Below are 24,427 nucleotides of genomic sequence, written 5' to 3'. Positions count from 1 at the left end.
CCTGTAATAGGTTGTCCTGAAAAGTTGCTTAATCATCCTTGTGAAGATTATCATCCAAGTCATCCGTATCACGCAATTCTGGAGGTAGAGGATCAATTTCGGTGGAGTCTTTTTTGTTCAATCCGCTTCTAACCGAATAAATGAAAACCCCCATCAATAAGAAAAGTAGAATGGTCAAACCAATCGTAGTGCCATAATAGCCAAGCATCGTTATCCCTCCTCTGTACACATATATGCAGGAGATGATAGGTTCATTACTGGGGGAATGAAAAGTTTGTCCAAGTTGTAATAATAAGACTTTTGGATTTCTAACCGGGTCTAAAGGAAATGCAAACCCCATTACCGTCCCAAAGATCGTTTCCTTTGTAAACCCTCTATCGAAACTTCTATGGAAGAGGGGAAAGTCTTTTTTATAAGAAAAGAAAGAGAAAAGCAGCTGATGGTTATCAGCTGCTTTCATTTATCTTCCTTTTTGAACTTTATGCAAACGGTCTGGGAAGTTTGTGAACATTCCTGTTACGCCCCACTGAATGAGCTTTTTCATTTCTTCTTTTTCATTGACTGTATACGGATGAATTTCAAGTCCATTTTGTACCGTTTTTTGTACATATTCCTGGTCGATCATCGAGCTGTTTGGACCGATTCCAATGGCATATTCTTTGATAGACATAAGCTCAGCATCTGAAATTGCTGCAGGAGATGTATACCACATAAGCTGTACTAACTTTACAGTTGGATCAATTTGGTTCATCTTTGTTAAGCTTGCTGGACTGAATGATTGTACAAGGAGCGTATCTTTGTCGATTCCATATTTGTTTACTAATTCTATTAGTGCCTCTTCCATTCCTGGATACACTTCAGGCGATTTTGTTTCAATGTAATAGTTTGCGTTTTTTCCAAACTGCTGAAATACTTCTTCTAATGCAGGAACTTTAAGACCTTTATAGGCTGGGTTAGCTTTCTCAGGATATTTCTCATTGAACCAACTTCCTGCATCCAGTTTTTTAATTTCTTCCAGTGTGTGATCTTTTACTTGGCCAGTACCATTCGTCGTTCTGTCAAGAGTTTCATCATGCATGGCAATGAGCTGTCCGTCTTTTGTCATCTGAAGATCTACTTCTATATAGTCTCCATGCATTTTTTCACCCATTTTATATGAGGTTATTGTGTGTTCTGGCGCATGTCCTGAAGCTCCACGGTGTGCAACGTTCAAAAATTCCTTTTCTTTTTCAGATGCATCCGCAGCAAATCCTGTTCCCATAATGGATAAGCTTAATGCTAGAGCAATTGTCATCTTATAACCTTTTTTCATGATGTTTCCACTCTCCTTTTGTAAGTGAACTACTATCTCACTGTAACAAGGAAGAATGAACATACATTTACAGGGACGTAAATAGATGTAAAGGTTTGGGGACAAAAAGAAGCTGATTCGACATTTTTGAACCAGCTTTTGTAAGAAAACAAATATTTTTCCAAAAATTTTATTGAGGCACGGCTCTGATCAATTTCTTACGTAAAAAATTCTGCCATCACTTTACTCTCGTCTTCAGCACTCGCCATCGCAACGGAAATCCTGCAATTCCAAGGATTATCAGTTGAAAATTACATTGAGAGTCATCAAAAAGAAAAGCCAAAGCACAAGAAATATTTCATGTGCTTTGGCTTTTCAATTATTTGTTTTTGCGAAGATTTCCAAGCTCTTCGGCAATGGCCTGCATTTCATTTGGGCTGAAGGAAGGCTTTCTCATGACAAGGTCATAGATATCCTTTAGCTCTTCGTACATTTCTTCGTCAAAGTGGGAGGGCTTGATGGCGCCAAGGTTCAGCACCTTCAGTTTACCTTTGATTGCTTCGATCATATATTCCACGTTTTCAGTGGACTTTTCTGTCAGATTCATTTGGAACATTCCTTTCGAACAAGCTCTACTTTTGTTTATTTTAGCATGAAAATCAAAATAAAAGTACCATTCTCGATAGAAGAGGGTATAACAAATGTAAGTCCAATCTTAGATTATTCGAGGAAAGCACTAAACATGTATATAATGAAAGTAAGAACTGATGGAAAGGGGTTAGGCTTTTGGTACGTGTATTGTTTGTTTGTCTCGGTAATATTTGCCGTTCTCCGATGGCGGAAGCGGTATTTAAACAGCTGGTGGAAAATGTTGGCCTGCTTGGCAGGTTGGAAGTCGATTCTGCAGGAACAGGCGATTGGCATATCGGCCACCCTCCTCATGAAGGGACCCGAAAGCTGTTGGATGAGAAAAAAATCAGCTATGAAGGAATGGAGGCAAGGCAGGTCGTGAAAGAGGACTTGTCGAATTATGATTATATCATTGCCATGGATTCAGAGAACCTCGGAAATCTTAGGAAAATGGCTGGGTATGAGAAGACCGGTTTTATCGGAAGGCTCTTGGATTTTGTCCCTGAGAGCAAGATAAATGATGTGCCGGACCCTTATTTCACCGGAAACTTCGATGAGGTGTATAGTCTGGTCACAGAAGGCTGCGAGAACCTGCTCGACAAGATCAAAGAAGAGAATTTCCAATAGAAAAAGGAGTGGAGAGAATGGAGAAGAGAAATAAAATGCTAGAAGGAATGCTAATTGGAGCCTTGGTTGGGGCAGCAATTTCATTACTCGATAAAGAAACAAGAACGAATTTCATACATAATGGCAAGCAGGTTGGTGGAAAATTAAAGTATGTCATCCAGCATCCTCAGGAGATAGCGGATTCTGTCCGTCAGCAGATTGAATCTGTGAAAACGGCTGTGGATGATGTAACAGAAGACCTGGAATATTTAAGAACGAAGGTAAATCAATTGAAAGAAACAACTCCTCAGGTTTTGGAGATTGTGAAGGATACAAAGGAAGTCATTTCAAAACACCTGGATTCCAATAAAGGGAAATAAAAAAACTTGTCCTAGAACAGGGCAGGCGTCAATAGAATAAAGAGTAAATGATAAGTGTTGGAGGAAAAAGGATGGAAATCATCATGTTTTTTAAGCATCTATTGCACCGTTTTGATCGCGATGAGGTATTGGGAAGAGCTGCAGAGTTGGCATACTTTTTCCTATTGTCCTTATTTCCCTTTCTTATTTTTCTACTTACGTTGATTGCCTATGTCCCTGTTTCCCAGGAGGATGTTTTAGGTGTCATCAGACAATACGCCCCTGGTGATACCATGCATATCATTGAAACCAATGTATTAAGGATATTGAGTGAGCAGCGCGGCGAATTGCTTTCTTTTGGTATCATCGCGACCATCTGGTTTGCCTCCAATGGGATCAACGCGATTGTCCGTGCATTCAATCGAGCCTATGATGTATATGAAAACAGGTCCTTTTTCATGGCTCGGGGAGTGGCAATCCTTTTGACGCTTGCTATGGTCTTTGTCATTATTGTGGCATTGCTGCTGCCTGTTTTCGGAAGGGAAATCGGCTTGTTCATATTCTCTTCCTACGGTCTGTCGGATGAATTTCTGGATATTTGGAATGCGATTCGATGGGGCGTCAGTTTTGTCATTCTTTTTTTCGTGTTCAGTTGCCTCTACTTGGCCGCGCCGAACATTCGGCTCCGCATACGGGATATTCTTGCAGGATCACTTTTTGCAACAGTTGGCTGGATTTCGGTTTCTTCCATGTTTTCGTACTATGTGAGCAACTTCGGAAACTACACAGCCATGTACGGAAGCTTGGGAGGAATCATTGTCCTACTCGTCTGGTTCTATCTGTCAGGCCTCATGATCATCATCGGGGGAGAGATTAATGCCATCATCCTGCAGTCAGAAAAGAACTATGTTTCGTAAAAATTCCCAGTGAATTTTGGGCGGATTTTGGAGATTCTATTAATGAAAGATACTTCAACATATCTGGAGGGATTTTTCATGACCAAGCACACGAAAAAAGATGGCGGTACAAAACAAAACGCAAAGCACAAGCCGAAGAATAAGACATCAGGCAGTGCAAACGGGCAGAACGGTTATCACTAACCGACCCGGATAATCAATAATCTTTACACAAAAAAGCAGTGGACCCAAATCGGGATTCCACTGCTTTTCCTTTTATCTTGTGGCTGTTCTCGCAGAAATTGTTGCTTTTGACAAATATAACGTAAACACGAAAATTTATATACCATCGGGCTCTTTTCGGTGAATTTGGTAATTTACTTTTTTTATAATGCAAAGTTTATCTCGGTAAAAAATCCAAAAGCCGATTTTTTACAGTAATAAGCAACAAACTTTACGAAAAGAGCTTATCTTAACAACCGCAATCCATTTAATATTACCAAAATCGTGCTGCCTTCATGTCCGATCACTCCGAAAGGCAGATCGATTGCTTGAAAGAAGTTGGAGCAGATCAGGAGCATGATGACGGTGATGGAAAAGATGACGTTCTGCTTAATGATCCGATTCATGCGTTTGGAAAGCTCGATCGCTTCAGAAATTTTTAACAAGTCGTTTTTCATGAGGACGACATCCGCCGTTTCTAACGCAACATCCGTTCCTTCTCCCATGGCAATTCCGACATTTGCAGTCGCGAGGGCGGGAGCATCATTGATGCCGTCCCCAACCATGGCCACCGAACTGTACTCGCCTTTTAATTCCTTGACCGATTCCACCTTTTTCTCCGGAAGGCATTCGGCAATGTACCTCTCAATGGCAGCTTCCCCGGCAATCGCTGCGGCTGTACTGCGGCTGTCTCCTGTCAGCATAATCGCCTTGACGTCGAGTGCTTGCAGTCGTTTAATCGCTTCAACGGTTTCTTTTCGAATAACGTCCTTCAGTGCGATTAACCCGACAATGCCGTTTTCGTCTTTTACATATACCACGGTTTTTCCTTCATGTGCGAGAGCCTCTGCAGCACCATTTGAAAAAGAAAGTGCGGCATCCTTGCCGACAAATTCGGCCTTTCCGACTATCCACTTTTTCTGATGAATCGTACCGGTTACACCCCAGCCAGCCTTATCGTCCAACTGCTCCGGACGCTGCAATGGCTGCTCACTGTTTTTTCTGGCATAAGCGGTAATGGCCTGAGCGAGAGGATGATTGGAATAGCTTTCAATCGACCCGACGGAAAAGAGGAAGTCCTTCTTGTCGATATCCTCCCGTACTAATACATCCGTCACTTCCGGCTTTCCTTTTGTCAGCGTTCCAGTTTTATCAAATGCTATCGCCTTCAGGTGCGAAAGATTCTCCAAGTGGACTCCACCTTTGAAAAGGATCCCTTTTCTCGCACCATTCGAGATGGCAGATAAGGTCGCCGGCATGATGGATGCAACGAGTGCACAAGGAGATGCGACTACAAGTAATATCATGGCACGGTAGAAGGTTTCGTTCCAGCTCCATCCGAGCAGGAAGTGAGGGAGGATCATCATCAGCCCCACAACGAGTAGGACGATCTTCACGTATGGTCCTTCGAAACGCTCCATAAACTGCTGGGAAGGGGACTTTTCACTTTGGGCATTTTGAACAAGATTGATGATTTTCTGAAATAGGGTTTCACTAGCGGGCTTTGTCACCTCAAGCACGATGGAGCCATTCACATTCATCGTTCCGGCGTATACAGTGTCTCCTTTTTGCTTTTCAAGCGGGATGGATTCGCCGGTAATGGCCGCTTCATCAATGGCAGATTCGCCGCTGACAATCTGTCCGTCGGAGGGAATGCGTTCACCTGGTTTGACCAATAGATGGTCGCCGATTCCCACCTTTGAAATATGGATGCGTTCTTCCGAGTCACCTTGGATTCGGACCGCTTCCTCAGGCTGGATTCCCATGAGAGCGGATATTTCCTTTTGGCTTCGATTCATGGTATAGGTTTCAAGTGCACCACTTAGTGCGAAAATAAAGATCAAAATGGCGCCTTCCATCCAGTATCCGATAATCGCGGCACCAATTGCTGCAATGATCATGAGCATTTCCACATTCAGCTCTTTTTCCGCTATCGTATCCTCGAGCCCCTCTTTTGCTTTAAAATAACCGCCGATTAAATAGGCGAGCACAAAGATTGGTGCGGCTATGGTGGATGAATCAAACTTAAGCAAGAGCCAGCCTGCGAAGATCAGCACCCCGGAAAAAAGAGCAAAGACTAATTCTATATGTGTTTTTAAGAGCGCTACTACATTGTTCTCTCGTTGAGTTTCCAGATCCCTTGTTTGTTTTTGTACTAGTTCTGTCATATCATTACCTCCTAATTGAGAAAAAGAATCAGAATCACTACTTCCATAAAAATGACGAAAGCTGCCATCGAGTGGATAGCAGCAAGGTTTTTCACCTTTTAATAAAGAAATATAAATTTGTCAGTTAATTATATTTATTATTAATTAATTTTTATTATAGATTATTTTTGCCGTTTTGGCTACTATTATTTATCAGGGGTTTATAAAGTATGTAACTTCAAGGATTTCTGTGTATAATGTAGCTTGGAAAAGAAAGAAGGTGAACGGCATTTGACGGCCGAGAAATTTTTCAAAAGTAAATTTGGCGTGATAACAGCAGCCTTGATTGCAACCTTTCTTTGGGGAAGCGCATTCCCGGCAATCAAGCTGAGCTATACAGCACTAAACATCGGGGCAGACGATTATGACAAGCAGCTGCTCTTTGCCGGCTACCGCTTTTTGCTGGCTGGAATCATGATCTTTCTATTTTTTACCCTTTTTAAACAATCATTAAAACTAAGGAAAGAAACTTTGGTGCCATTGTTTCAACTTGGGTTTGTCCAGACCTTTCTTCAGTATCTCCTTTTCTATATTGGTCTAAGCTATTCCACCGGGATGCAAGGAGCGGTAATTGCTGGGACAGCGTCGTTCTTCCAGATTCTTTTCGCACATTTCCTGTATGCGGATGATGGATTGTCGATTCGAAAGTGGGTGGGGATTGCCCTTGGATTTGGCGGCGTTCTTGTGGTGAATTTGCCTAAAGCGGGAGCGGATTTTCAATTTGGAATCGGGGAGGTTCTACTCCTGATTGCGATGATGGCATCCGCCTACGGGAATATCATGGCGCGTGAAAGATCCGGTAAAATGGACGTTTCCTATCTGACAGCCTATCAGATGCTGTTCGGCTCCATCGGATTGATTGTGGCTGGAGGCTGGTCTGCGGGATTTGTACCATTTGAGTTTAATGGATTAACAGCTCTTCTTCTGCTGTATTTAGCCTTTTTATCAGCAGCAGGATTTGTATTGTGGAACAATGTCATGAAGTATAACAAGGTTGGAAAAGTCTCCATGTATCTATTTTTAGTCCCTGTTTTCGGAGTCATATTGTCGGCCTTGTTCCTGGATGAAGTGATGCATTATACAATCCTGATCGGACTCACCCTTGTAACAGTGGGGATCATTATCGTAAACAGGCAAAAGGAAAATAAAAAAGAAGAGAAAAAACTGCAGCCCACCGGATGAAGGTGAGCTGCAGTTTTTCGTTTAGGCTCTTTTCGAAAAGTTTGTTGCTTATGTCCGTAAAAAATCGGCTTTTGGATTTTTTACAGCATTTCTCCCCATATTATTCATAGAGAAAATAAACTACTACACAGGAAAAGAGCACGAAAGTGAATGATATAACGTGTTAAAATTGGATACGTCAAAAGCAACAATGTATGCGAAAACAACACGTTTATATGGGGAGGGCATTGATATTAAAGGCCTTCCTGAATCACCATTTGCTGATAGACATGATTGTATAAGTGCTCTATGTCTGCGTCCGTCATATAAACCAATGAATCACGATCCGCCTTTTTCATAACCTCGATAAATCTAACCATGTTTTTCCGTTCCTGTCTGCTCATGATTTTGTTCCTCCTTTGTATTAGTACAGTAAGTATGTGTTTGTATTATTATATAACAGAATATTTAAAATTGGAACAACTTTTTGAAAGTTTTTACGCCCGAATTTTAAAGATGGATGGTGGGTAGTTGAGGGATAGTGGTTGGAGATCCTGGTGTTATTGTATCTGGGGCTCACAATGGGGTTATGAGTCCACGAACTTCGCAATTCCGGATTAAGTCCATATAATTGTGTAAAAAAAAAGAGTCATTTTATTCACTCTTGGCAACACTGTTTTCAACCACGATAAACAATGAAAAGAGGAATAAAGATGACTCAATTACAGTTTAACCTTAATGTTGACGTATTAAAAGAAGCTATTATGAATTCCAATCTTGATATGGTGATTAAATCAGCTATTGTATTGGTGTTGAACGAGTTTATGGAAAAGGAAAGGGATGAATTTTTACATGCTGCCCCATATGAACGTGCTGTTGAGCGCCGTGACTACCGAAACGGTTACTACGATCGCGAACTATTGATGAGCATTGGTAACATAACTTTGAAGGTTCCACGAACACGTAATGGGGAATTCTCTACTTCTGTTTTTGAAAAGTATGCCCGGTGTGACCAAGCCTTGGTGCTCTCCATGTTGGAGATGGTCATTAATGGAGTTTCCACTCGGAAAGTGACCAATATAGTAGAACAGCTTTGTGGTAAAAATGTATCCAAATCGTTTATCTCTTCACTTACGCAGAAGCTTGACCCTATAGTTAACGAATGGGCCACACGGCCCTTGAATACAACGTACTACCCTTTTCTCTTTGTGGATGCAATGTATATAAAAGTGCGTGAACACCACCGTGTTGTCTCAAAAGCTGTTTATGTTGCGACGGCAATTACAGAGAAAAACACACGTGTAATACTTGGTTTGAGTGTTGACCATGTTGAAAGCTTCGAGAGCTGGAGCCGTTTCTTTCAACTTCTCAAGTCACGGGGTCTTCAGTCTCCAAAACTGGTCATTTCTGATGCCCATCAAGGACTCCAGAATGCAATACAACGCGAATTTATAGGAACTGCCTGGCAAAGGTGTAATGTTCATTTTAAACGAAATATTATCAATAAACTCCCTAAAAAGAATACCGCTGAGATTCGTACGATGATTAAACGAGTCTTTGATGCTGTCACGATTGAAGATGTTCGCCAATTTAAGGATGAATTGATGAGCCAATTTGGGTCAGAGCCAAAGTTTGAAAAAGCTCTTGCCATTTTTGAAGATGGTTTCGAAGATACCATCCAATATATGAGCTTTCCACAAAATATCAGGTGCCACATCCGAAGCACAAACTCTTTAGAACGATTAAACCAAGAGATTCGCAGAAGAGAAAGGGTAATTCGTATTTTTCCGAATACCCAATCTGCTTATCGTTTAGTTGGTGCTGTTCTAATGTACTATCAGGAAACCATCTATTCGAAGAGAAAGACACTTCTTAGTAGATAGACCATAATCATTTTTTACTTCACTTCCATTATGGATAATTTCATATCTGGGAAGGGATGTCAAAGTGAAAAGCCTTTGACATCCCTTCCCAGATATGAAGAAAAAAATCCATGGAAGTTTCGCAAAAAAATAATAATAGTGGGGTTGAAATCATTGCCTACAATTTTACACAATAACCAGGACTTGACTCAATTCCGGTAAATGGTGGTGCAAATGCGTGGGTTTGAGACCACGATTCCCGTGAATCTGGTAAATGGTGGTGCCAAAGTGTGGGTTTGAGACCACGATTCTCGTGAATCTGGTAAATGGTGGTGCCAAAGTGTGGGTTTGAGACCACGATTCTCGTGAATCTGGTAAATGGTGGTGCCAAAGTGGTGTAATGAGTCCACAATCCCCGCAATTCCCTTAAATAGTGGTTCCAAAGCGGTGTTATGAAACCACGATCCCCGCAATTCCACTCAATCTTGGTCTCAAAGCGTGGGCCATAATACTACGATCCCTAGCAATTCCGCTCCATCCCAGTCCCAAACCCTTCAGAGCCATCTAAAATAAAAACAGACAAACCCCCATCATATAAGGGGCTTGTCTGTTTCAAATTTACTATTGCTTCGCCACCACAACCATCCCTCTGTTGCCATAAGAAAACGTTAAAAATAAAATGATAAACAATAGGAAGCTGATGATGTGGAAGAAGCTTATGCCTTGAAAATACTGAATGAAAAGGCCACCGAAAAATGGGCCGCCAAGACTGCCAAGACTGAAAGCGATACCGCACAGCAGATTTCCTGTCGGTAGCAGATTCTTAGGCATAAGATCGGTCATATAGCTGATGCCAAGCGAGAAGGTGGAACCTACCAGCATTCCCGCGACGAAGATGCAGATGGCTAGACCGATAAAGTGAGTCTCCAAAAAGCTTGCTGTAATAAAGCTGATGCATCCGAGCGACAAAATCACAAGCAGGACATTTCGCCGACCCCATTTATCACTTAGAACCCCAAGCGGAATCTGGAACAAGATTCCCCCGATGGCAAAGGAAGCAAGCAAAACTGACACATTCGTCAAATCCATTCCTGTTCTTAAAGCATAAATAGGAAAGCTTCCATTCAAGGAGGATTCCAGGAATCCATAGCCAAGCGGCGGGAGGAATGCAATCCAGGCGTACTTCCATGCTTTTGAAAAACGCTTGATGGTTTCGAAAAAGGAGTTCACACCGACTTCCTGCTCCGGATGTTCATTTTTCAAGAAGAACAGGAACACCCATCCAACCAGGCATAATAAGGAAGACGCAATGAACGGGAGGGAAGGATTGACGTCGACAAGCGGTGTCATTAAAGGGCCTGTGGCAAATCCAATCCCGAAGAAAACGCCATATAAAGAGATGTTCCGACCGCGTTTATCCTCCGGTGAAAAGGAGGTGATCCAAGTTTGGGTGGCAAAATGTAAGGCATGGTCGCCGATACCGATCAGGAGGCGCAGGAAGAACCAGAACCAGAAAGTCTGCCATAGTGGAAACAGGGCAAGGGAGATGACAACAAGAAAACCTCCCACCAGGATGACTGGTTTATAGCCATACTTCCGGAGTGGCTGTTCCATAAAGGGGGACGCCAGCAATATCCCGATGTAAAGGGCTGTTGCATTCAATCCGTTCAAGGAGGAGGACAGCCCGCTATTTTCAAATATGACGGCAATCAGTGGCAGTAGCATACCTTGGCTGAAGCCGGAAATGGCAACGATGGATACCAAAATCCAAAAACGAAAACGATTCATAATTTTTACCTCGGGTTGTATGTAGTAAAATCCATCCCCTATGATACATAAAAAAGCAGGGGATTGGAATGCATAAAACGTAGGAACATTTTAGTAGCGGATCTTTTTCACATTCTGATAAAGTAGTGGATAAAGGAGATGACAGCATGATGAAATTTAAAATGAAAGAAGTAGGGTTTTCAACAGAATTGGAATATGGGGAATTGCATGTAGCGGGAGACGAGCAGTACGGATTCCGGCCGTATCAATTGATGGTGTCCTCCATTGCAGTATGTAGCGGTGGCGTGTTGCGGACAATTTTAAAGAAAAAGCGCATGGAAGTGGAGGATATCTCCCTGACTGCTGAAGTGACGAGAAATGAAAAGGAAGCAAACCGCATCGAAAAGATACAGATCCATTATGTGATCAAAGGGAAAGACCTGGCGCATGACAAGGTCGAGCAGGCAGTGGAGCTTGCGAAAAAGAATTGTCCGATGGTCCAATCCGTGAAGGATAGCATTGAAGTGACAGAGACTTTTGAAATAGTGGAGTAAAATTTCAAGGTTGGGGCCGTGATGCGAAATCACGGCCCACTCGTATGTACAAACAAAAAGAAATATACCTTTTTTGAAATTTAATTTCAGAAAATAAAAATAATATTGACACTGAATATCACCAATACTATACTTAGTACAAGAGCAATTTGACAGATTAAGGGGCGCTAAAGCATGATTATCGGATTGGATGGCGGGGGCACGAAAACAACAGGAATGGTCGTGGATGAACAAGGAAGAATCCTTGCTGAAGCTACTGTTGGCCCTACAAACCCTAATAGTTCAGACTATGAAACAGTCAAGAAGGAACTGAAAAAGCTTTTTTATTTTTTTACACTAAAGAAACCGCTTACAAAAGAGGATGTCGTCTTTGCAGGAATATCCGGAGTGGAAAGTGGCGGGAAGAAGGAATGGTTTTTGTCCTTGCTAAGAGAGATAACGGGCGAGGCACCGACCATCATCATCGATAACGACGCCATCACCGCACTATATTCCGAGACGAAAGGGAATCCGGGCATTGTCAGTATTTCCGGAACCGGATCGATCAGCTTTGGCATCAATGACAAGGAGGAACGGGCCCGGGTCGGGGGATGGGGCTATCTCATCCAGGACGGAAGCAGTGGCTTCGCTATCGGCAAGCGGCTCTTGGACTATGTGTTTGAACAATATGACAAGGGGCATGCACCTTGCGAATTGTCAAAAGCGGTACTAGATCACTTCGGAGTGACGGCTATGAGCGAAATTGTCTCGCTTGTCTACGAGCTCCGTAAAACAAGGGATAGGGTCGCGTCACTTGGAAGCATGGTTATTTCTTTTTCAAACAAAGGAAATCAGTTATGTATGGATATTCTAAAAGAAGCTGCAGCCAGCATGCTGAAAGAGATCCATACGCTTTATGAAAAGCTGCACCAGGGGATGGCGTCAGAAGGAAAATTTCCGATCGTCCTGACAGGCGGCATCATCGGACATTCACACGTGATGCAGTCCTTTCTTGAGGAGGAAGCGGCAAACCGCGATTACCCTTTTGCATTTACACTTCCATCCTTACCGCCGATTGCAGGTACCATCTATGCGGCGATCAAGAACGGGAAGCATGAGGTGGCACCAACATTCACTGAGGTGTTTGAAAAAGAAGTAAGAAACAGAAGCAAGTAAAGGGTGGTCAATGATGAATGGTGGATTGTTACGGCTGCGTCAGGCACTCTCGGCAATTAACCCGGCAGAGCGAAATGCAGCAACATTTATTTTAGAAAATCCAAGAGAAGTGGTCACTCTTTCGGTCAAGGAACTGGCAGAGAAAAGTGATTCGAGTCAGGCAGCCATCATTCGCCTATGCAAAAAAATCGGCTTGGATGGCTACAAAGAACTGAAGCTTCGGATTGCCGGCGATATGACATCGTTTGAGAAGGAACAGGAGGAATACCACGAGTTCAAGGACAATGATGACATTCCCACTTTTATGAAGACGATTACGGAAAACAATGTCCTTTCTTTAAGGGATACGCTCCACCTTCTGGACAAAAATGAGGTGGAAGCGGCGGTTCATTATTTACATACTTCCAATCGTATCGACTTTTACGGTGTGGGGGCCTCCCAGTTGATTGCACAGGATGCACAGCTGAAGTTTATGAGAATAAATAAGCTGTGTACGGCATATGCCGATGCCCATATTCAATTGACATCTGCCGCAACTTTGACCAACACGGATGTGGCGGTCGGGATATCGTATTCAGGGGAAACCAGTCACACGCTTGCCGCAATCAGGCAGGCAAAGGAAGCGGGAGCGAAGACAATCGCGATTACAAAATACGGCTCCAATTCATTGAAGGAGCTCGCTGATATAACATTATGTATCTCTTCCATGGAATCTTCCATCAGAAGTGCGGCAACCTCCTCGAGGATTTCGCAGCTGAATGTGATCGATATCCTGTTTACAGCAGTAGCAGCAAGAGATTTTGATCAATCCGTAGCTTATTTGAAACGTTCACGGGAAGCGGTTCAGAAAGCGTATCGCTCAGAATGAATACACACTAAAAAGGTGATGTGATAAATGGGATTAGAAAACTTACAGAATCTGGTGACAGAACAGCAAAACGGGAAGACAACCCAGATTGATAGACAATCAACAGAGGAAATACTAGCCATCATCAATGAAGAAGATCAAACAGTACCGCTTCACATCCAGAAAGAAATTCCAAGCATCGCAAAAGTGGTCGACAGCGTAGTGGAATCCTTTGAAGCAGGTGGACGCCTTTTCTATGTAGGAGCCGGCACTTCCGGACGAATCGGGATTCTCGATGCATCCGAATGCCCGCCAACTTATGGCACTCCACCGGAAATGGTGAAAGCGATCATCGCTGGAGGCGAGCCTGCCATCTTCAAAGCGGTGGAAGGTGCAGAGGACAGCGAGGAGCTTGGGGCGAATGACATCAAGCAGCATGGCGTGAGATTGCACGATGTCGTCATCGGCATTACGGCAAGCGGACGTGCACCATATGTCATCGGCGCATTGAAACAGGCAAAAGAGCTAGGGGCAAAAACGGTATCCTTTACTTGTACAAAGGACGCTACACTTAATACTGTAGCAGATTACAAGATTAATATAGAAGTAGGGCCGGAAGTGATTACTGGCTCCACCAGAATGAAAGCGGGTACGACACAGAAGCTTGTGTTGAATATGATCACGACCACTTCCATGGTGAAGATAGGCAAGGTATTCAATAACCTGATGGTCGATGTCCAGCCTTTGAACAAAAAGCTGGTGGACCGTGCAAAACGCATCATACAACAAGTAACGGGATGTTCCCTTGATGAAGCAACAGCATTGTTTGACAGTTCAGAAGGAAACCCGAAAGTGGCAATCATCATGTATACGTGTCAGGTGGACGCCGTGAAAGCGGCAGAGCTGCTCAGTGACGCAAAGGGATTCGTTTATAAGGCTATAAAGGCTTATAATAAAAATTAATTTTCAAGGGGGAATTGGAAATGAAAAAGGGGTTAAGTTTAGCAATGGTTATGTTGCTCGTTGCTTCCATTATCCTTGGTTGTTCCAACAGCAGTTCTTCATCCGATAAAAAGGATGTTGTAAAGGTTTGGACATATCCGGTGCATGGTGAGTACGAAGCAGAACTGAAAGAATTAGTTGCTTCTTTTGAGAAAGAAAACGAAAATATCGAAATCGAGTATGAAGTATTGAGCTGGGCAGAAGGTCCACAAAAATTCGATATCGCATTAAACTCCGGTAATCCACCAGATGTTTATTTCGGTAAGCCACAAGGTAAATATGTTGATTCAGGCCTGCTAGTGCCACTAGACGACAAATTGAATGTTTCAAAAGATGACTACAACCAGGTTGCGTTGGATTACATGAAAATCGAAGACAAACTTTACGGTCTTCCAATCTACATGTTCCTTCACGTATGGGGTGGAAATAAGCAGCTTCTAGAAGAGGCTGGCATCGATTATGAAAAAATTCAACAAGAAGGCTGGACTTGGAAGGAATTCGAAGACCTGGCGAAAAAAGGCGTTGGAAAGAATGCAGCTGGTGACGATAAATACGGCTTTGTTTTCCAAGGGAATAACGAAGAACTTTTAGTACACCTTGCAATGAACAATGGGTTGCCAAACCGCTACACAGAAGATGGCATCACATGGAATGACGAAAAAATCCTGGAAACAATGAAATACATCAAGAATTTAGTAGACTCAGGCATTATGCCGAAAGAAACGGCGGCTGTAGATCCTGCGAAACGTATGGAGCTATACTACAATCACCAAGCACTATTCTTCGGTCGTGCGATTCCTTACTTTGATCCTGTAGTAGAAGCACGCAACCAGGAAATCAAAGACGGAAAAGTGGAAGGGGAAGAAGTTAACTTTGTTCTTTTACCAATTCCACATAACGAAGGAGAAGAGCAAGTATCTTTCGGTGGATCTGAAGGTTACATGATGTTCACACAGAAGAATGCAAAAGAAGATCACATGAAAAACAGTGTGAAGGTTCTTGAGCACCTAACAAGTGCAGAAGCTGGAAAAGCGGCAGCAGCACTGGCATTACCACAGGTTCATAAGGATGCGGAAGGCAAGTTTGAAATGCCGCTTGCACCTTACAACAAAGTAGCAGCAGAAGTATTGGCTTCTCACGTTCTACCACCAAGTAATGCATCTGCAGCAGCTGCAGCAAAAGATGACCGCTTCCGTACTGAAGTTGTCATTCCGACTTTCCAAGGTCTACTAAGCGGAGAATTGACTCCTGAAGAGGCGGCGGAAGAGTTCAAAACCAAGGGAGAAGCTATTTTCTCCCAGTAAGCCATAAGAAAGAGGAGGGAGCGTAACTGCTCTTCCTCTTTTATTTTAAAGGTCTTGTTTCCGTTCGGACAGAAGGAAAACAGCCCACCTTAAATCTGGAGGTGTAAGTGTAGACAATGCCAAACCAATCAGCGGTCTCCGTATCGAAAAAATTCAATTTCTCCCAATTTATAAAAGATTATGGCTGGTGCTATGCATTTATCGCGGTCCCAATCATTCTGTTTCTCATGTTTACACTCTTCCCAGTCGGCTATGCCCTTGTCATGAGTTTTCAAAAATACCATGTACTTGGCTCCACTTGGATTGGATTAGACAACTATAAGACGATGGTAAACGACGATATCTTCTGGAAGGCGATGTGGAACACCTTCGTTTTCACAGTCGGTACAGTACCTGTAAACGTCGCAATCACTTTATTTCTTGCAGTATTGATATTCCCGAGAGCAAAAAAGGCACAGACCTTTTTCAAGGCTGCACTTTACTTGCCGACGGTAGCTTCCGGAGTAACGGTTGCGCTTGTATGGTTCTGGATTTACGATCCGACAAAAGCGGGACTATTCAATATGTTCCTTGAAATGCTTGGGTTCGACAATATCATGTGGCTTGGACAAAGCAGTACAGCATTGCTTTCTATTATGCTAATGTCCTATCTGACTGGGCACGGCGCCGGTATCATCCTTTATTTGGCTGCAATGGGCGGAATACCGAAGTCCCTTTATGAAGCAGCAGACATCGACCACGCTTCTGAATGGTCGAAATTCCGTAATATAACATGGCCATTATTGAAACCTACTACTCTCTATTTACTGGTAACTGGAATCATCATGAGCTTCCAAGTGTTTATGAGCATTTACCTCATGACACAGGGTGGTCCGAACTTTGCGACAACCACCATCGCCTATCTGATCTACACGCATGCATTCCAATACTACCAATTCGGTCTGGCTGCAGCGGAATCATTTGTGCTTGGAGCAGTCATTATCCTGGCATCCGTTATTCAATTTAAAGTCATGTCATCTGACGTGGAATTCTAGGAAAGGAGGAAAATCTACATGCAACCAGCAACCAATACAAACAATGCACAATATGCAGAGCTTGCCATTAGAAGAGAGAAGGCAAGAAATCAGCGCAAAAAGGTTTACAGTGTACTAAGTTGGGCGATTCTTTTGTTCTGGGTGGTGCTGACCATCATCCCGCTCTACTGGATGGTGATTTCCTCCTTCCGGGATACCACGATTTCCGCATCCTTTAAGCCGGAATGGTTCCCATCCAAGGTGACACTGGCTACATATATCCGATTCTTGACGGAAACAGATGCAGTTCGCTGGCTGATGAACAGCTTGTTCGTTTCAAGTGTCCTGACTTTATCCAACGTCGTTTTCTCATCACTAGCAGGTTATGCCTTTGCAAAACTGAGCTTCCCGGGCAGAAAAACGATTTTCTGGCTATTGCTTGGTACGATGATGATCCCGGCTCAGGTTACCTTGATTCCGGTCTACATCATGGTCGTGAACATTTTCGGCTTGGTAGATACATATCTAGCTATCATGCTCCCGATGTTCACAGTGGTCGGGAATATCTTCCTGATGAAGCAGTACATGTCGACCTTGCCGACGACACTTATCCAGGCAGCACGAATTGACGGTTGCAGTGAGTTCGGCATTTTCCGAAAAGTCATCCTGCCCATTTCCAAGCCTGGGGTAGCGGTACTTGCAATCTTTACATTTGTATCAACATGGAATGAATTCTTCTGGCCGTTCCTTGTAACACAATCAAGCTCTATGAGAACGATCCAGGTCGGACTTGCAAGCTTCAAGTTCCAGGACGCAACAGACTACGGGGCGATGATGGCAGGTTCAGTGCTCGCGGCCTTGCCAATGTTTATTTTATTCTTTGCCCTACAGCGTTACTTCTTGCAGGGTATTACAATCGGTGCAGTGAAAGGATAGGTGTTTAAGGAATGGCAAGTATAAAAATAGAAAATGTAACGAAAACATTCGTGGACGATAAGCGTGGCGGCACATTCACTGCTGTCTTTGACGCAACCTTTGAAATAAAAGATAAAGAGTTTCTCGTTTTCGTAGGCCCATCTGGCTGTGGAAAAACGACCTCCCTCCGCATGATCGCAGGCCTTGAGCGCCAAACATCAGGGAACATCTATATCGGGGACAAAGTGGTCAACAATATGCATCCGAAGGACCGCGACATCGCGATGGTATTCCAGGACTACGCCTTGTATCCGCATATGACGATCGAGCAGAATCTCGCATTCGGATTGAAAAATATGAAAACATCCAAAGAGGAAATCAAGGAGAAAATCGAGTATGCGTCAAAAATTCTTGGACTTGATGAACTGCTTGACCGCAAACCGAAGGAACTTAGTGGAGGGCAGCGTCAAAGGGTAGCGGTAGGACGTGCAATCGTCCGTAACCCGAAGGTATTCCTTTTCGATGAGCCGCTTTCAAACCTCGATGCCAAACTGCGCGTGCAGATGCGCATCGAGCTTGCCGAGCTGCACCAGCGCCTCGGGGCAACAATCGTGTACGTAACGCATGACCAGGTCGAGGCCATGACACTCGGAGAAAGAATCGTCGTCATGAACAAAGGGGAAATCCAGCAGATCGCTTCACCAAGAGATCTGTACCGCAACCCGGCAAATATGTTCGTCGCGGGATTTATTGGGTCTCCACCAATGAACTTCTTTGATGCTATACTAGAGTCAGAGAACAAACTTCGCCTCGGGGAGCATACATTCACCATCCCTGAGAGCTTAGTAAAACAATACAAAAACTATGTCGGCAAAAAAGTGGTCCTGGGCCTGCGTCCGGAAGACATCTATGATGAAGAATTCGCATTTACTGTCCCAACAGACAATAAAGCGAACATCAAAGTGAAAGCAATCGAACATCTAGGCGGCGAAAACCTTGTATATTTCACAATGGGAGAACGGATGATCACCGCCAAAGTAAGCGGCGAAAGCTTCATCCGCCCACTGGAGGAAAAATCATTTGTCTTCAACCTGGATAAAATGCACCTGTTCGACCCGGCGACTGAGTTAAGGATTTTTTAATTTTTTAAAACAAAATGGTCTGTAGTGTTGATTTTAAGAATCTAGCTGTTGGTTGGAGCAATAGGCGAAGACTCCTGCGGGAAGGTAGCGGTATACTGGAGACCCCACAGGGCGAAGCCCGAGGAGGCTCCAGCACCGCCCCTTGGGTCGCTGCGCCTAGTGCGGAAACCAACAGCGGTGGATAATGGAGACAATCATAAAGGAGAGAATGCAGATGGATGGATTGACACATATTTTACGCGTAACAGGAAGAGAGTACTATAAACACATAGTAGCGATGGTATTCATCAGCTTTTTAGTCGTAACGGTGCTAAGCCCATCCTTCTTTCTCATCCAACTGCCATACTCTATTTTTTACGTAATGCTCGTAAGCGGACCGATTTTTGTGGGAGCGGCATGGGCTGTCCAGCAACTTCTATTGGATAAAAGCCAATCCGTGATCGTCATGTTTTTCACCGGCATGAAAAAATACTTCCTAGCAAGCGTCGGGTACAGCCTGTTCCTTTCATTCTTTGTCGTGATTGTCGCAGCATCATGGTGGCATTACACACAAGTCGGCGGAACATTCGCATTCGCACTGGCATGTTTCCAGTCTTACTTTTGCGGAATGATTTTCCTGAGCCAGATCTACACGATTCCATTATTGGTAAAATTCCAGTACTCCTTAAAGGACAGCATCTTCACCAGCGTCAAGCTGCTCGTGAAAAATCCGCTGTATACGATTCTATCATTCTTGCAGATCACATCGATTTTCTGCCTATTGCTACTATCTGTAGTAGGATTGTTTTTCCTGTTTCCAAGCCTGTCCACGCTCTTTTGCAATATTGTCACAAGCAATGTCATTGCAACAGAGGAAGAGGATACAGATTGGAACCCAGTTAGTGCCTAATTAGAGGAGGGATCTTTTGAAAAAGGTGAAATACGGCATTGATCGCTTTTTGCAAAACGGCTTGGAAGCCTGGGCTGGCAAGAACATTGCCCTCGTAACGAATCAGACGGGAATGACCTCAAGCTTCCAATCCACGATCGATGCACTCAATGAAGCAGATTCTATCAGACTGACAAAGCTTTTCGCCTGTGAACACGGAATCAGAGGGGACGTCCAGGCAGGCGTCCATGTGGAGGATACCACCGACCCGAAAACCTCACTTCCCGTGTACAGCTTATATGGACCAACCAAGAAGGTATCTACAGAATTGCTCGCAGATGTAGATGCCATTTTTTTTGATATTCAGGATGTCGGGGTGCGCTTCTATACGTTCCTTGCAACCGTAAAAAATGTGATGGAGGCGTGTGCGGAGACAGGGACATCCTTCGTCGTGCTGGATCGGCCGAACCCGATTGCACCGCTCGTGTCCGGGAATGTGCTGGATATGGCTTACAGCTCTTTTGTCGGGCCGTATAAGCTGCCGGTGAGCCTTGGGGTGACGGTTGGGGAATATGCGAAGCTGGTTCAACGAGAGGTTTATCCGGATGTAGACCTCCATGTATTTGAAGTGGAAAACTGGAACCGCTCGATGTGGGGCGAGAATTGGCAGCAGCCATGGATCCCGCCATCACCGAATATCCCGCATTTTACGACAACACTCTATTATCCTATCAGCTGTTTTATTGAAGGAACGAACCTCTCAGAAGGCCGCGGAACAACGAAGCCTTTTGAATGGTTCGGGGCGCCTTGGTTCAAGCCGGATAAGGTGATGGAGCATTTCTCTCTTAAGGAGCTGCCTGGTTTAGAGCTTGTGCCGGCATTTTTCACACCGAACATGAGCAAGCATAAGGGGGATTTATGCAGAGGGGTGCAATTGGTGATTACGGACAGGAATGGGCTTGATGTTGCAAGGCTCGGCTTCGAACTTTTACATAGCATTTTTGCCGTTCACGATGGTGAGGCACAGTGGCTCGAGCCGTTCAAGGAGGGCATGCATCCTTTCATCGACCTGCTGTGGGGAACGGACAAGGTGAGAAAGGGGATTGACCAGGGTCTTTCCTATGAAGAGATAGCGGAAGGCTGGCCGTCCGGATTGGAAGATTGGAAAAGAAGAACAGGTTCGATTTTGCTTTATTCATAGACTTTTTTTAAAAGGGGAGAAAAGCGTATGAAACAGATTCATGAAATGTCGCTTGAGGAGAAAATAGGCCAGCTGTTCATGGCAGGTTTCCAAGGAACAGAGCCGTCCGAGAACATAACGAAGTTGATACAGGACTACCATATTGGCGGAGTGATCTATTTTACACGCAATGTGAAGAACACAAAGCAGGTATATGAACTTTCCCGCAGTTTGCAAAAGGTTGCGAAGGATGCGGGCAAGCTGCCATTATTCATTTCTATTGACCAGGAGGGTGGAATGGTGGCGCGCATAACCGAGGGTGTAACGTTAAGCCCCGGCAACATGGCATTGGGCGCAGCAGGCGATAAGGAAGCAGTTTATCAGTTGAGTAAAATTGTCGGGAAAGAGCTGCGCGCACTTGGAGTGAACATGAACTTTGCCCCTTGTGTGGATGTGAATAATAACCCTCTAAATCCGGTAATCGGCGTCAGATCTTATGGCGAGGATCCCTGCATTGTGGCAGAGTTTGGAGTGGAAGCGGTAAAAGGTCTGCAGGCGGAGCATGTGTCAGCGGTGAGCAAGCACTTCCCTGGGCATGGCGATACCAACGTCGATTCCCACTTGGATTTGCCTGTGATTGCACATGGCCTCGACAGACTTGAAAGCCTGGAGCTCGTTCCATTCAAGGAGACTTTTGCTCATGACGTGGACGGCGTAATGGTCGCACATATCAACTTCAAATCGATTGAACCCGATAATGTCCCATCAACGTTATCCAAGCGCATCGTGAGCGGATTGCTGCGTGAAAAGCTTGGCTATGAAGGTGTGGCGATGACAGATTGCATGGAAATGAACGCAATTATTGAATATTACGGAATAGAAGAAGCATCGATTATGGCAATTGATGCAGGCATTGATATCGTGCTGATCAGCCATACGTTTGAGCGCCAATCAAAAGCAATGGAGGCTGTGATAAAGGCGGTGGAAAACGGCCGTCTGACAATGGAGCAGATTGATCGTTCTGTTGGGCGGGTGTTGAAACTGAAGGAAAAGAGAAAGCTTGCGGACTCAGTGGCTACCTGGGATGAAGCTGCCGTGCTAGTCGGTTGTGCAGAGGACTTGGCGTTTGCTCGCAGTGTGAGCGAAAAGAGCATGACGCTTGTGAAGGATAGCGGGGCGTTTTTGCCTTTGGCTGCTGATCAGAAGGTTTTGGTGGTTGCGGTCGATCCGAATGTAGCGACTGAGGTAGATGAGACACTGGCTACGAAAGTAACGGTCGGAACTTATTTGAAGGCTGCTTTGCCACAAGCGGTGGAAGTGTCCGTTACGGTGGCACCAAGTGATGATGAGATTGCTAGAATTGTTAAGCAGGCTGGGGATTTTGACAAAGTGGTGGTTGTGACGTATCAGGCGGTGGCGAACCCTTCACAGGTTGAATTGGTACGGAAACTGGCAGCAGGATTCGGCGATCGTGTTGGCGTTGTGGCGATGCGCAGTCCTTACGATATCGGAAAATTCCCGGAGGTTTCTACGTATCTTGTTACCTATGAGAGTCGCGCTCTTGCTTTGGAATCTGCGAGCAAGGTACTAATGGGTAAACTCAAGGCGACAGGCAAATTGCCCATCACACTGCTGGATACCAGGGTGAACAACGGATGATCCAGCTTTTACAAAAGCTCGCTGAAAAAGAGGAGAGAATCGGGATCGGCTTGATGTCCGGAACCTCTGTCGATGGTGTGGATGTTGCGATTGTGTCGGTAAAAGGTGCCGGGGAAATGATGTCTTACAAGGAGCTGGCGTTTGAAAATATCGCAATCTCCGGGGAATTGCGTGAGCGGATCTTCCGGCAGTTCGATCCTGGAGCAAGCTCGGTGGATGCCTTGTGCAGCCTTAATTTTGAACTTGGGGAGATGTTTTGCAAAGCGGCGGAGTCTGTTGTGAAGAAACATGGTTTCCAGGTTTCGGATATTGATTTTATCGGATCGCATGGCCAGACTTTGTATCATATTCCTGTGGAGGAAGCTGGCTTGGTGCGTTCCACCTTGCAGCTCGGTGAGGCCTCCGTTATCGCGGAAAGGTTTGGCTGCCCGGTAGTGTCCGACTTCCGTGTCCGTGACATGGCAGCAGGCGGAGGCGGGGCACCGCTCGTTCCTTATGTGGACTATCTGCTGTTCCGATCGGATTCCGAGAGCATCGCCCTGCAGAATATCGGTGGCATCGGGAATGTCACTTATTTGCCTGCCGGATGCAGTGCGGGTCAGGTGGTCGCCTTTGATACAGGGCCGGGGAATATGATCATGGACGAAGCGATGTCAATTCTATCGAAGGGTCAGGCCCATTATGATGATGGAGGTCGAGTGGCTGCAAAGGGACATGCAGATGAAGAGGTTTTGCGGGAATTACTTGGGCATCCTTACTTCTGTTTGACGATTCCTAAGAGTACTGGGCGTGAGATGTTTGGTGCTTCGTATACACGTGAACTTGTCGGGCGGCTGCATTCGAAGGGACTTTCTACGGCTGATATCATGGCGACGGTGACTAAGTTTACTGCTTTGACGATTATTGATCAGTATATGCGCTTCTTGGGCGGTCCGGTTGACACGCTGATTGTTAGCGGCGGCGGGGCGTATAATGCTACGCTGCTTGGATATTTGCGTGACTCGGGTACTTTTGAGGTGAAGACACAGGAAGATTACGGGTTTTCCAGTGATTCGAAGGAAGCGGTGGCGTTTGCCCTGCTTGCGAACGAGACGCTTTTCGGCGTGCAGAACAACCTTCCTTCGGCGACCGGGGCGAGGAAGCCTGTGGTGCTCGGGAAGTTGACGGTGTAATCCGAATAACGATTTTATCGATTCCTACTGTCAGATTCTTTATCATACTTAGTTCCATACTAAAAGGAGATTCTCCGAATGATGTCAATCATCGAAGAATCTCTTTTTGGTTTCTTAGCGTTTGATGGAGACTTCCCGAACGCCATGAAGCTACTTGGAAAATATCATTTTCTTGTTGTTACGTGTCTTTTGGAAAAGCAGGGAATGCGCCTTGCCCACTTTATTTTCCAAGTAATCCAGAGAATAGTGACCGGAAGGGTCTGTGGCATCGACCACAGCTCTGGACAGATTATCAATGACCAGATTCAATAGCTCCGTATCCCGTCCATCTTTTGTTCTGTTCACCTCATACATAATCTCCTGGGCCAGATTCTGCACTTTCCGTAGTCGTATCCCATTCGAATTCATAGACAAGTTATTCCTCCTTTTGACTGACTTTTACAAAAGTATATGTCTCTGACTGAGATTCTTGCCAACAAATTTGGGCTATTTAATTTGTATGCTTGAAAAAATAATAAACGACATTGATAATCATTATCATTTATTAGGAGGTATCGCCTGAACCAAAGATGACAAAGGGATGCCCGTTCAACTCCAGTAGAAACGGCGGGGAAT

General features: G+C 44.6%; 24 protein-coding genes. 17 read left to right on the top strand and 7 right to left on the bottom strand.

The features are described from left to right. Nucleotides 1-28: 28 nt before the first annotated feature. The 3 genes from ABN702_RS16760 to ABN702_RS16750 all read right to left on the bottom strand — a co-directional run bounded on the left by ABN702_RS16760 (nt 29) and on the right by ABN702_RS16750 (nt 1,898). On the bottom strand, nt 29-208 hold the full coding sequence (locus ABN702_RS16760; protein ID WP_417897902.1) for a hypothetical protein: 180 nt from the start codon (nt 206-208) through the stop codon (nt 29-31). A 252-nt stretch (nt 209-460) separates the two neighbouring features. Then, entirely contained in the window at nt 461-1,312 is an 852-nt protein-coding gene (locus ABN702_RS16755) for a glycerophosphodiester phosphodiesterase (protein WP_417897901.1), read from the bottom strand. Nucleotides 1,313-1,670: 358 nt separating this feature from the next. Further along, on the bottom strand, nt 1,671-1,898 hold the full coding sequence (locus ABN702_RS16750; RefSeq protein WP_204415081.1) for a DUF1128 domain-containing protein: 228 nt from the start codon (nt 1,896-1,898) through the stop codon (nt 1,671-1,673). A 179-nt stretch (nt 1,899-2,077) separates the two neighbouring features. On the opposite strand from ABN702_RS16750, the gene ABN702_RS16745 reads away from it, so the two are divergent. The 3 genes from ABN702_RS16745 to ABN702_RS16735 all read left to right on the top strand — a co-directional run bounded on the left by ABN702_RS16745 (nt 2,078) and on the right by ABN702_RS16735 (nt 3,803). Further along, complete coding sequence (locus ABN702_RS16745) at nt 2,078-2,548, top strand: low molecular weight protein-tyrosine-phosphatase (protein WP_417897900.1); 471 nt, start codon at nt 2,078-2,080, stop codon at nt 2,546-2,548. Between the two features lie 17 nt (nt 2,549-2,565). Next, a complete protein-coding gene (locus tag ABN702_RS16740; protein WP_417897899.1) occupies nt 2,566-2,907 on the top strand; it encodes a YtxH domain-containing protein in 342 nt (113 codons plus the stop codon). Between the two features lie 71 nt (nt 2,908-2,978). Continuing rightward, entirely contained in the window at nt 2,979-3,803 is an 825-nt protein-coding gene (locus ABN702_RS16735) for a YihY/virulence factor BrkB family protein (RefSeq protein ID WP_417897898.1), read from the top strand. A gap of 446 nt (nt 3,804-4,249) precedes the next feature. Here the strand turns inward: ABN702_RS16735 and ABN702_RS16730 are convergent, their stop codons facing one another. After that, on the bottom strand, nt 4,250-6,172 hold the full coding sequence (locus ABN702_RS16730; protein ID WP_417897897.1) for a heavy metal translocating P-type ATPase: 1,923 nt from the start codon (nt 6,170-6,172) through the stop codon (nt 4,250-4,252). A 270-nt stretch (nt 6,173-6,442) separates the two neighbouring features. On the opposite strand from ABN702_RS16730, the gene ABN702_RS16725 reads away from it, so the two are divergent. Further along, a complete protein-coding gene (locus tag ABN702_RS16725; RefSeq protein WP_417897896.1) occupies nt 6,443-7,393 on the top strand; it encodes a DMT family transporter in 951 nt (316 codons plus the stop codon). A 233-nt stretch (nt 7,394-7,626) separates the two neighbouring features. Here the strand turns inward: ABN702_RS16725 and ABN702_RS16720 are convergent, their stop codons facing one another. Next, on the bottom strand, nt 7,627-7,776 hold the full coding sequence (locus tag ABN702_RS16720; protein WP_386638178.1) for a BH0509 family protein: 150 nt from the start codon (nt 7,774-7,776) through the stop codon (nt 7,627-7,629). A 309-nt stretch (nt 7,777-8,085) separates the two neighbouring features. Between ABN702_RS16720 and ABN702_RS16715 the strand changes: the two genes are divergently transcribed. Continuing rightward, nucleotides 8,086-9,255: an IS256 family transposase gene (locus tag ABN702_RS16715; protein ID WP_417897491.1), complete on the top strand. Its 1,170-nt coding sequence runs from the start codon at nt 8,086-8,088 to the stop codon at nt 9,253-9,255. A gap of 600 nt (nt 9,256-9,855) precedes the next feature. Here ABN702_RS16715 and ABN702_RS16710 read toward each other — a convergent pair. After that, nucleotides 9,856-11,022 carry an MFS transporter gene (locus ABN702_RS16710; protein ID WP_417897895.1) on the bottom strand — a complete coding sequence of 389 codons (1,167 nt, stop codon included), beginning with the start codon at nt 11,020-11,022 and terminating at the stop codon, nt 9,856-9,858. 149 nt (nt 11,023-11,171) lie between these two features. Here ABN702_RS16710 and ABN702_RS16705 point away from each other — a divergent pair, with 149 nt between their 5' ends. From ABN702_RS16705 to ABN702_RS16650, 12 genes are all read left to right on the top strand, one after another. After that, entirely contained in the window at nt 11,172-11,555 is a 384-nt protein-coding gene (locus ABN702_RS16705) for an OsmC family protein (RefSeq protein WP_417900945.1), read from the top strand. 174 nt (nt 11,556-11,729) lie between these two features. Next, nucleotides 11,730-12,710, top strand: coding sequence for an N-acetylglucosamine kinase (locus ABN702_RS16700; protein ID WP_417897894.1), 981 nt, complete (start codon nt 11,730-11,732; stop codon nt 12,708-12,710). A 10-nt stretch (nt 12,711-12,720) separates the two neighbouring features. Continuing rightward, nucleotides 12,721-13,578 carry a MurR/RpiR family transcriptional regulator gene (locus ABN702_RS16695; protein ID WP_417897893.1) on the top strand — a complete coding sequence of 286 codons (858 nt, stop codon included), beginning with the start codon at nt 12,721-12,723 and terminating at the stop codon, nt 13,576-13,578. A 27-nt stretch (nt 13,579-13,605) separates the two neighbouring features. Then, nucleotides 13,606-14,520 (top strand): N-acetylmuramic acid 6-phosphate etherase, encoded by a 915-nt coding sequence (murQ, locus tag ABN702_RS16690; protein WP_417897892.1) that lies wholly within the window; start codon nt 13,606-13,608, stop codon nt 14,518-14,520. Between the two features lie 20 nt (nt 14,521-14,540). Next, nucleotides 14,541-15,863, top strand: coding sequence for an ABC transporter substrate-binding protein (locus ABN702_RS16685; RefSeq protein ID WP_386638163.1), 1,323 nt, complete (start codon nt 14,541-14,543; stop codon nt 15,861-15,863). Nucleotides 15,864-15,979: 116 nt separating this feature from the next. Next, entirely contained in the window at nt 15,980-16,897 is a 918-nt protein-coding gene (locus tag ABN702_RS16680) for a carbohydrate ABC transporter permease (RefSeq protein WP_417897891.1), read from the top strand. Between the two features lie 171 nt (nt 16,898-17,068). Further along, nucleotides 17,069-17,812, top strand: a complete 744-nt coding sequence (locus ABN702_RS16675) for a carbohydrate ABC transporter permease (RefSeq protein WP_417900944.1) — start codon at nt 17,069-17,071, stop codon at nt 17,810-17,812. An 11-nt stretch (nt 17,813-17,823) separates the two neighbouring features. Next, nucleotides 17,824-18,933: an ABC transporter ATP-binding protein gene (locus ABN702_RS16670; protein ID WP_417897890.1), complete on the top strand. Its 1,110-nt coding sequence runs from the start codon at nt 17,824-17,826 to the stop codon at nt 18,931-18,933. A gap of 214 nt (nt 18,934-19,147) precedes the next feature. Further along, complete coding sequence (locus ABN702_RS16665) at nt 19,148-19,822, top strand: hypothetical protein (RefSeq protein WP_204415061.1); 675 nt, start codon at nt 19,148-19,150, stop codon at nt 19,820-19,822. Nucleotides 19,823-19,847: 25 nt separating this feature from the next. Next, nucleotides 19,848-21,002 carry an exo-beta-N-acetylmuramidase NamZ domain-containing protein gene (locus ABN702_RS16660; RefSeq protein ID WP_417900943.1) on the top strand — a complete coding sequence of 385 codons (1,155 nt, stop codon included), beginning with the start codon at nt 19,848-19,850 and terminating at the stop codon, nt 21,000-21,002. 27 nt (nt 21,003-21,029) lie between these two features. Continuing rightward, the gene (locus tag ABN702_RS16655) at nt 21,030-22,640 is read left to right on the top strand and encodes a glycoside hydrolase family 3 protein (protein WP_417897889.1); all 1,611 of its coding nucleotides are present in this window, start codon (nt 21,030-21,032) and stop codon (nt 22,638-22,640) included. Then, nucleotides 22,637-23,812, top strand: coding sequence for an anhydro-N-acetylmuramic acid kinase (locus ABN702_RS16650; RefSeq protein ID WP_417897888.1), 1,176 nt, complete (start codon nt 22,637-22,639; stop codon nt 23,810-23,812). The genes ABN702_RS16655 and ABN702_RS16650 overlap by 4 nt, the downstream gene beginning before the upstream one ends. Before the next feature lie 150 nt (nt 23,813-23,962). Here ABN702_RS16650 and ABN702_RS16645 read toward each other — a convergent pair whose 3' ends face one another. After that, complete coding sequence (locus ABN702_RS16645) at nt 23,963-24,220, bottom strand: group-specific protein (RefSeq protein ID WP_417900942.1); 258 nt, start codon at nt 24,218-24,220, stop codon at nt 23,963-23,965. Between the last annotated feature and the right edge of the window lie 207 nt (nt 24,221-24,427).

It is taken from the genome of Bacillus haimaensis, from assembly GCF_048270625.1.
Classification (GTDB): Bacteria; Bacillota; Bacilli; order Bacillales; family Bacillaceae_I; genus Sutcliffiella_A; species Sutcliffiella_A haimaensis.
The sequence above is the reverse complement of the archived record's forward strand: the minus strand, read 5'-3'. Positions and strand labels throughout refer to the sequence as shown.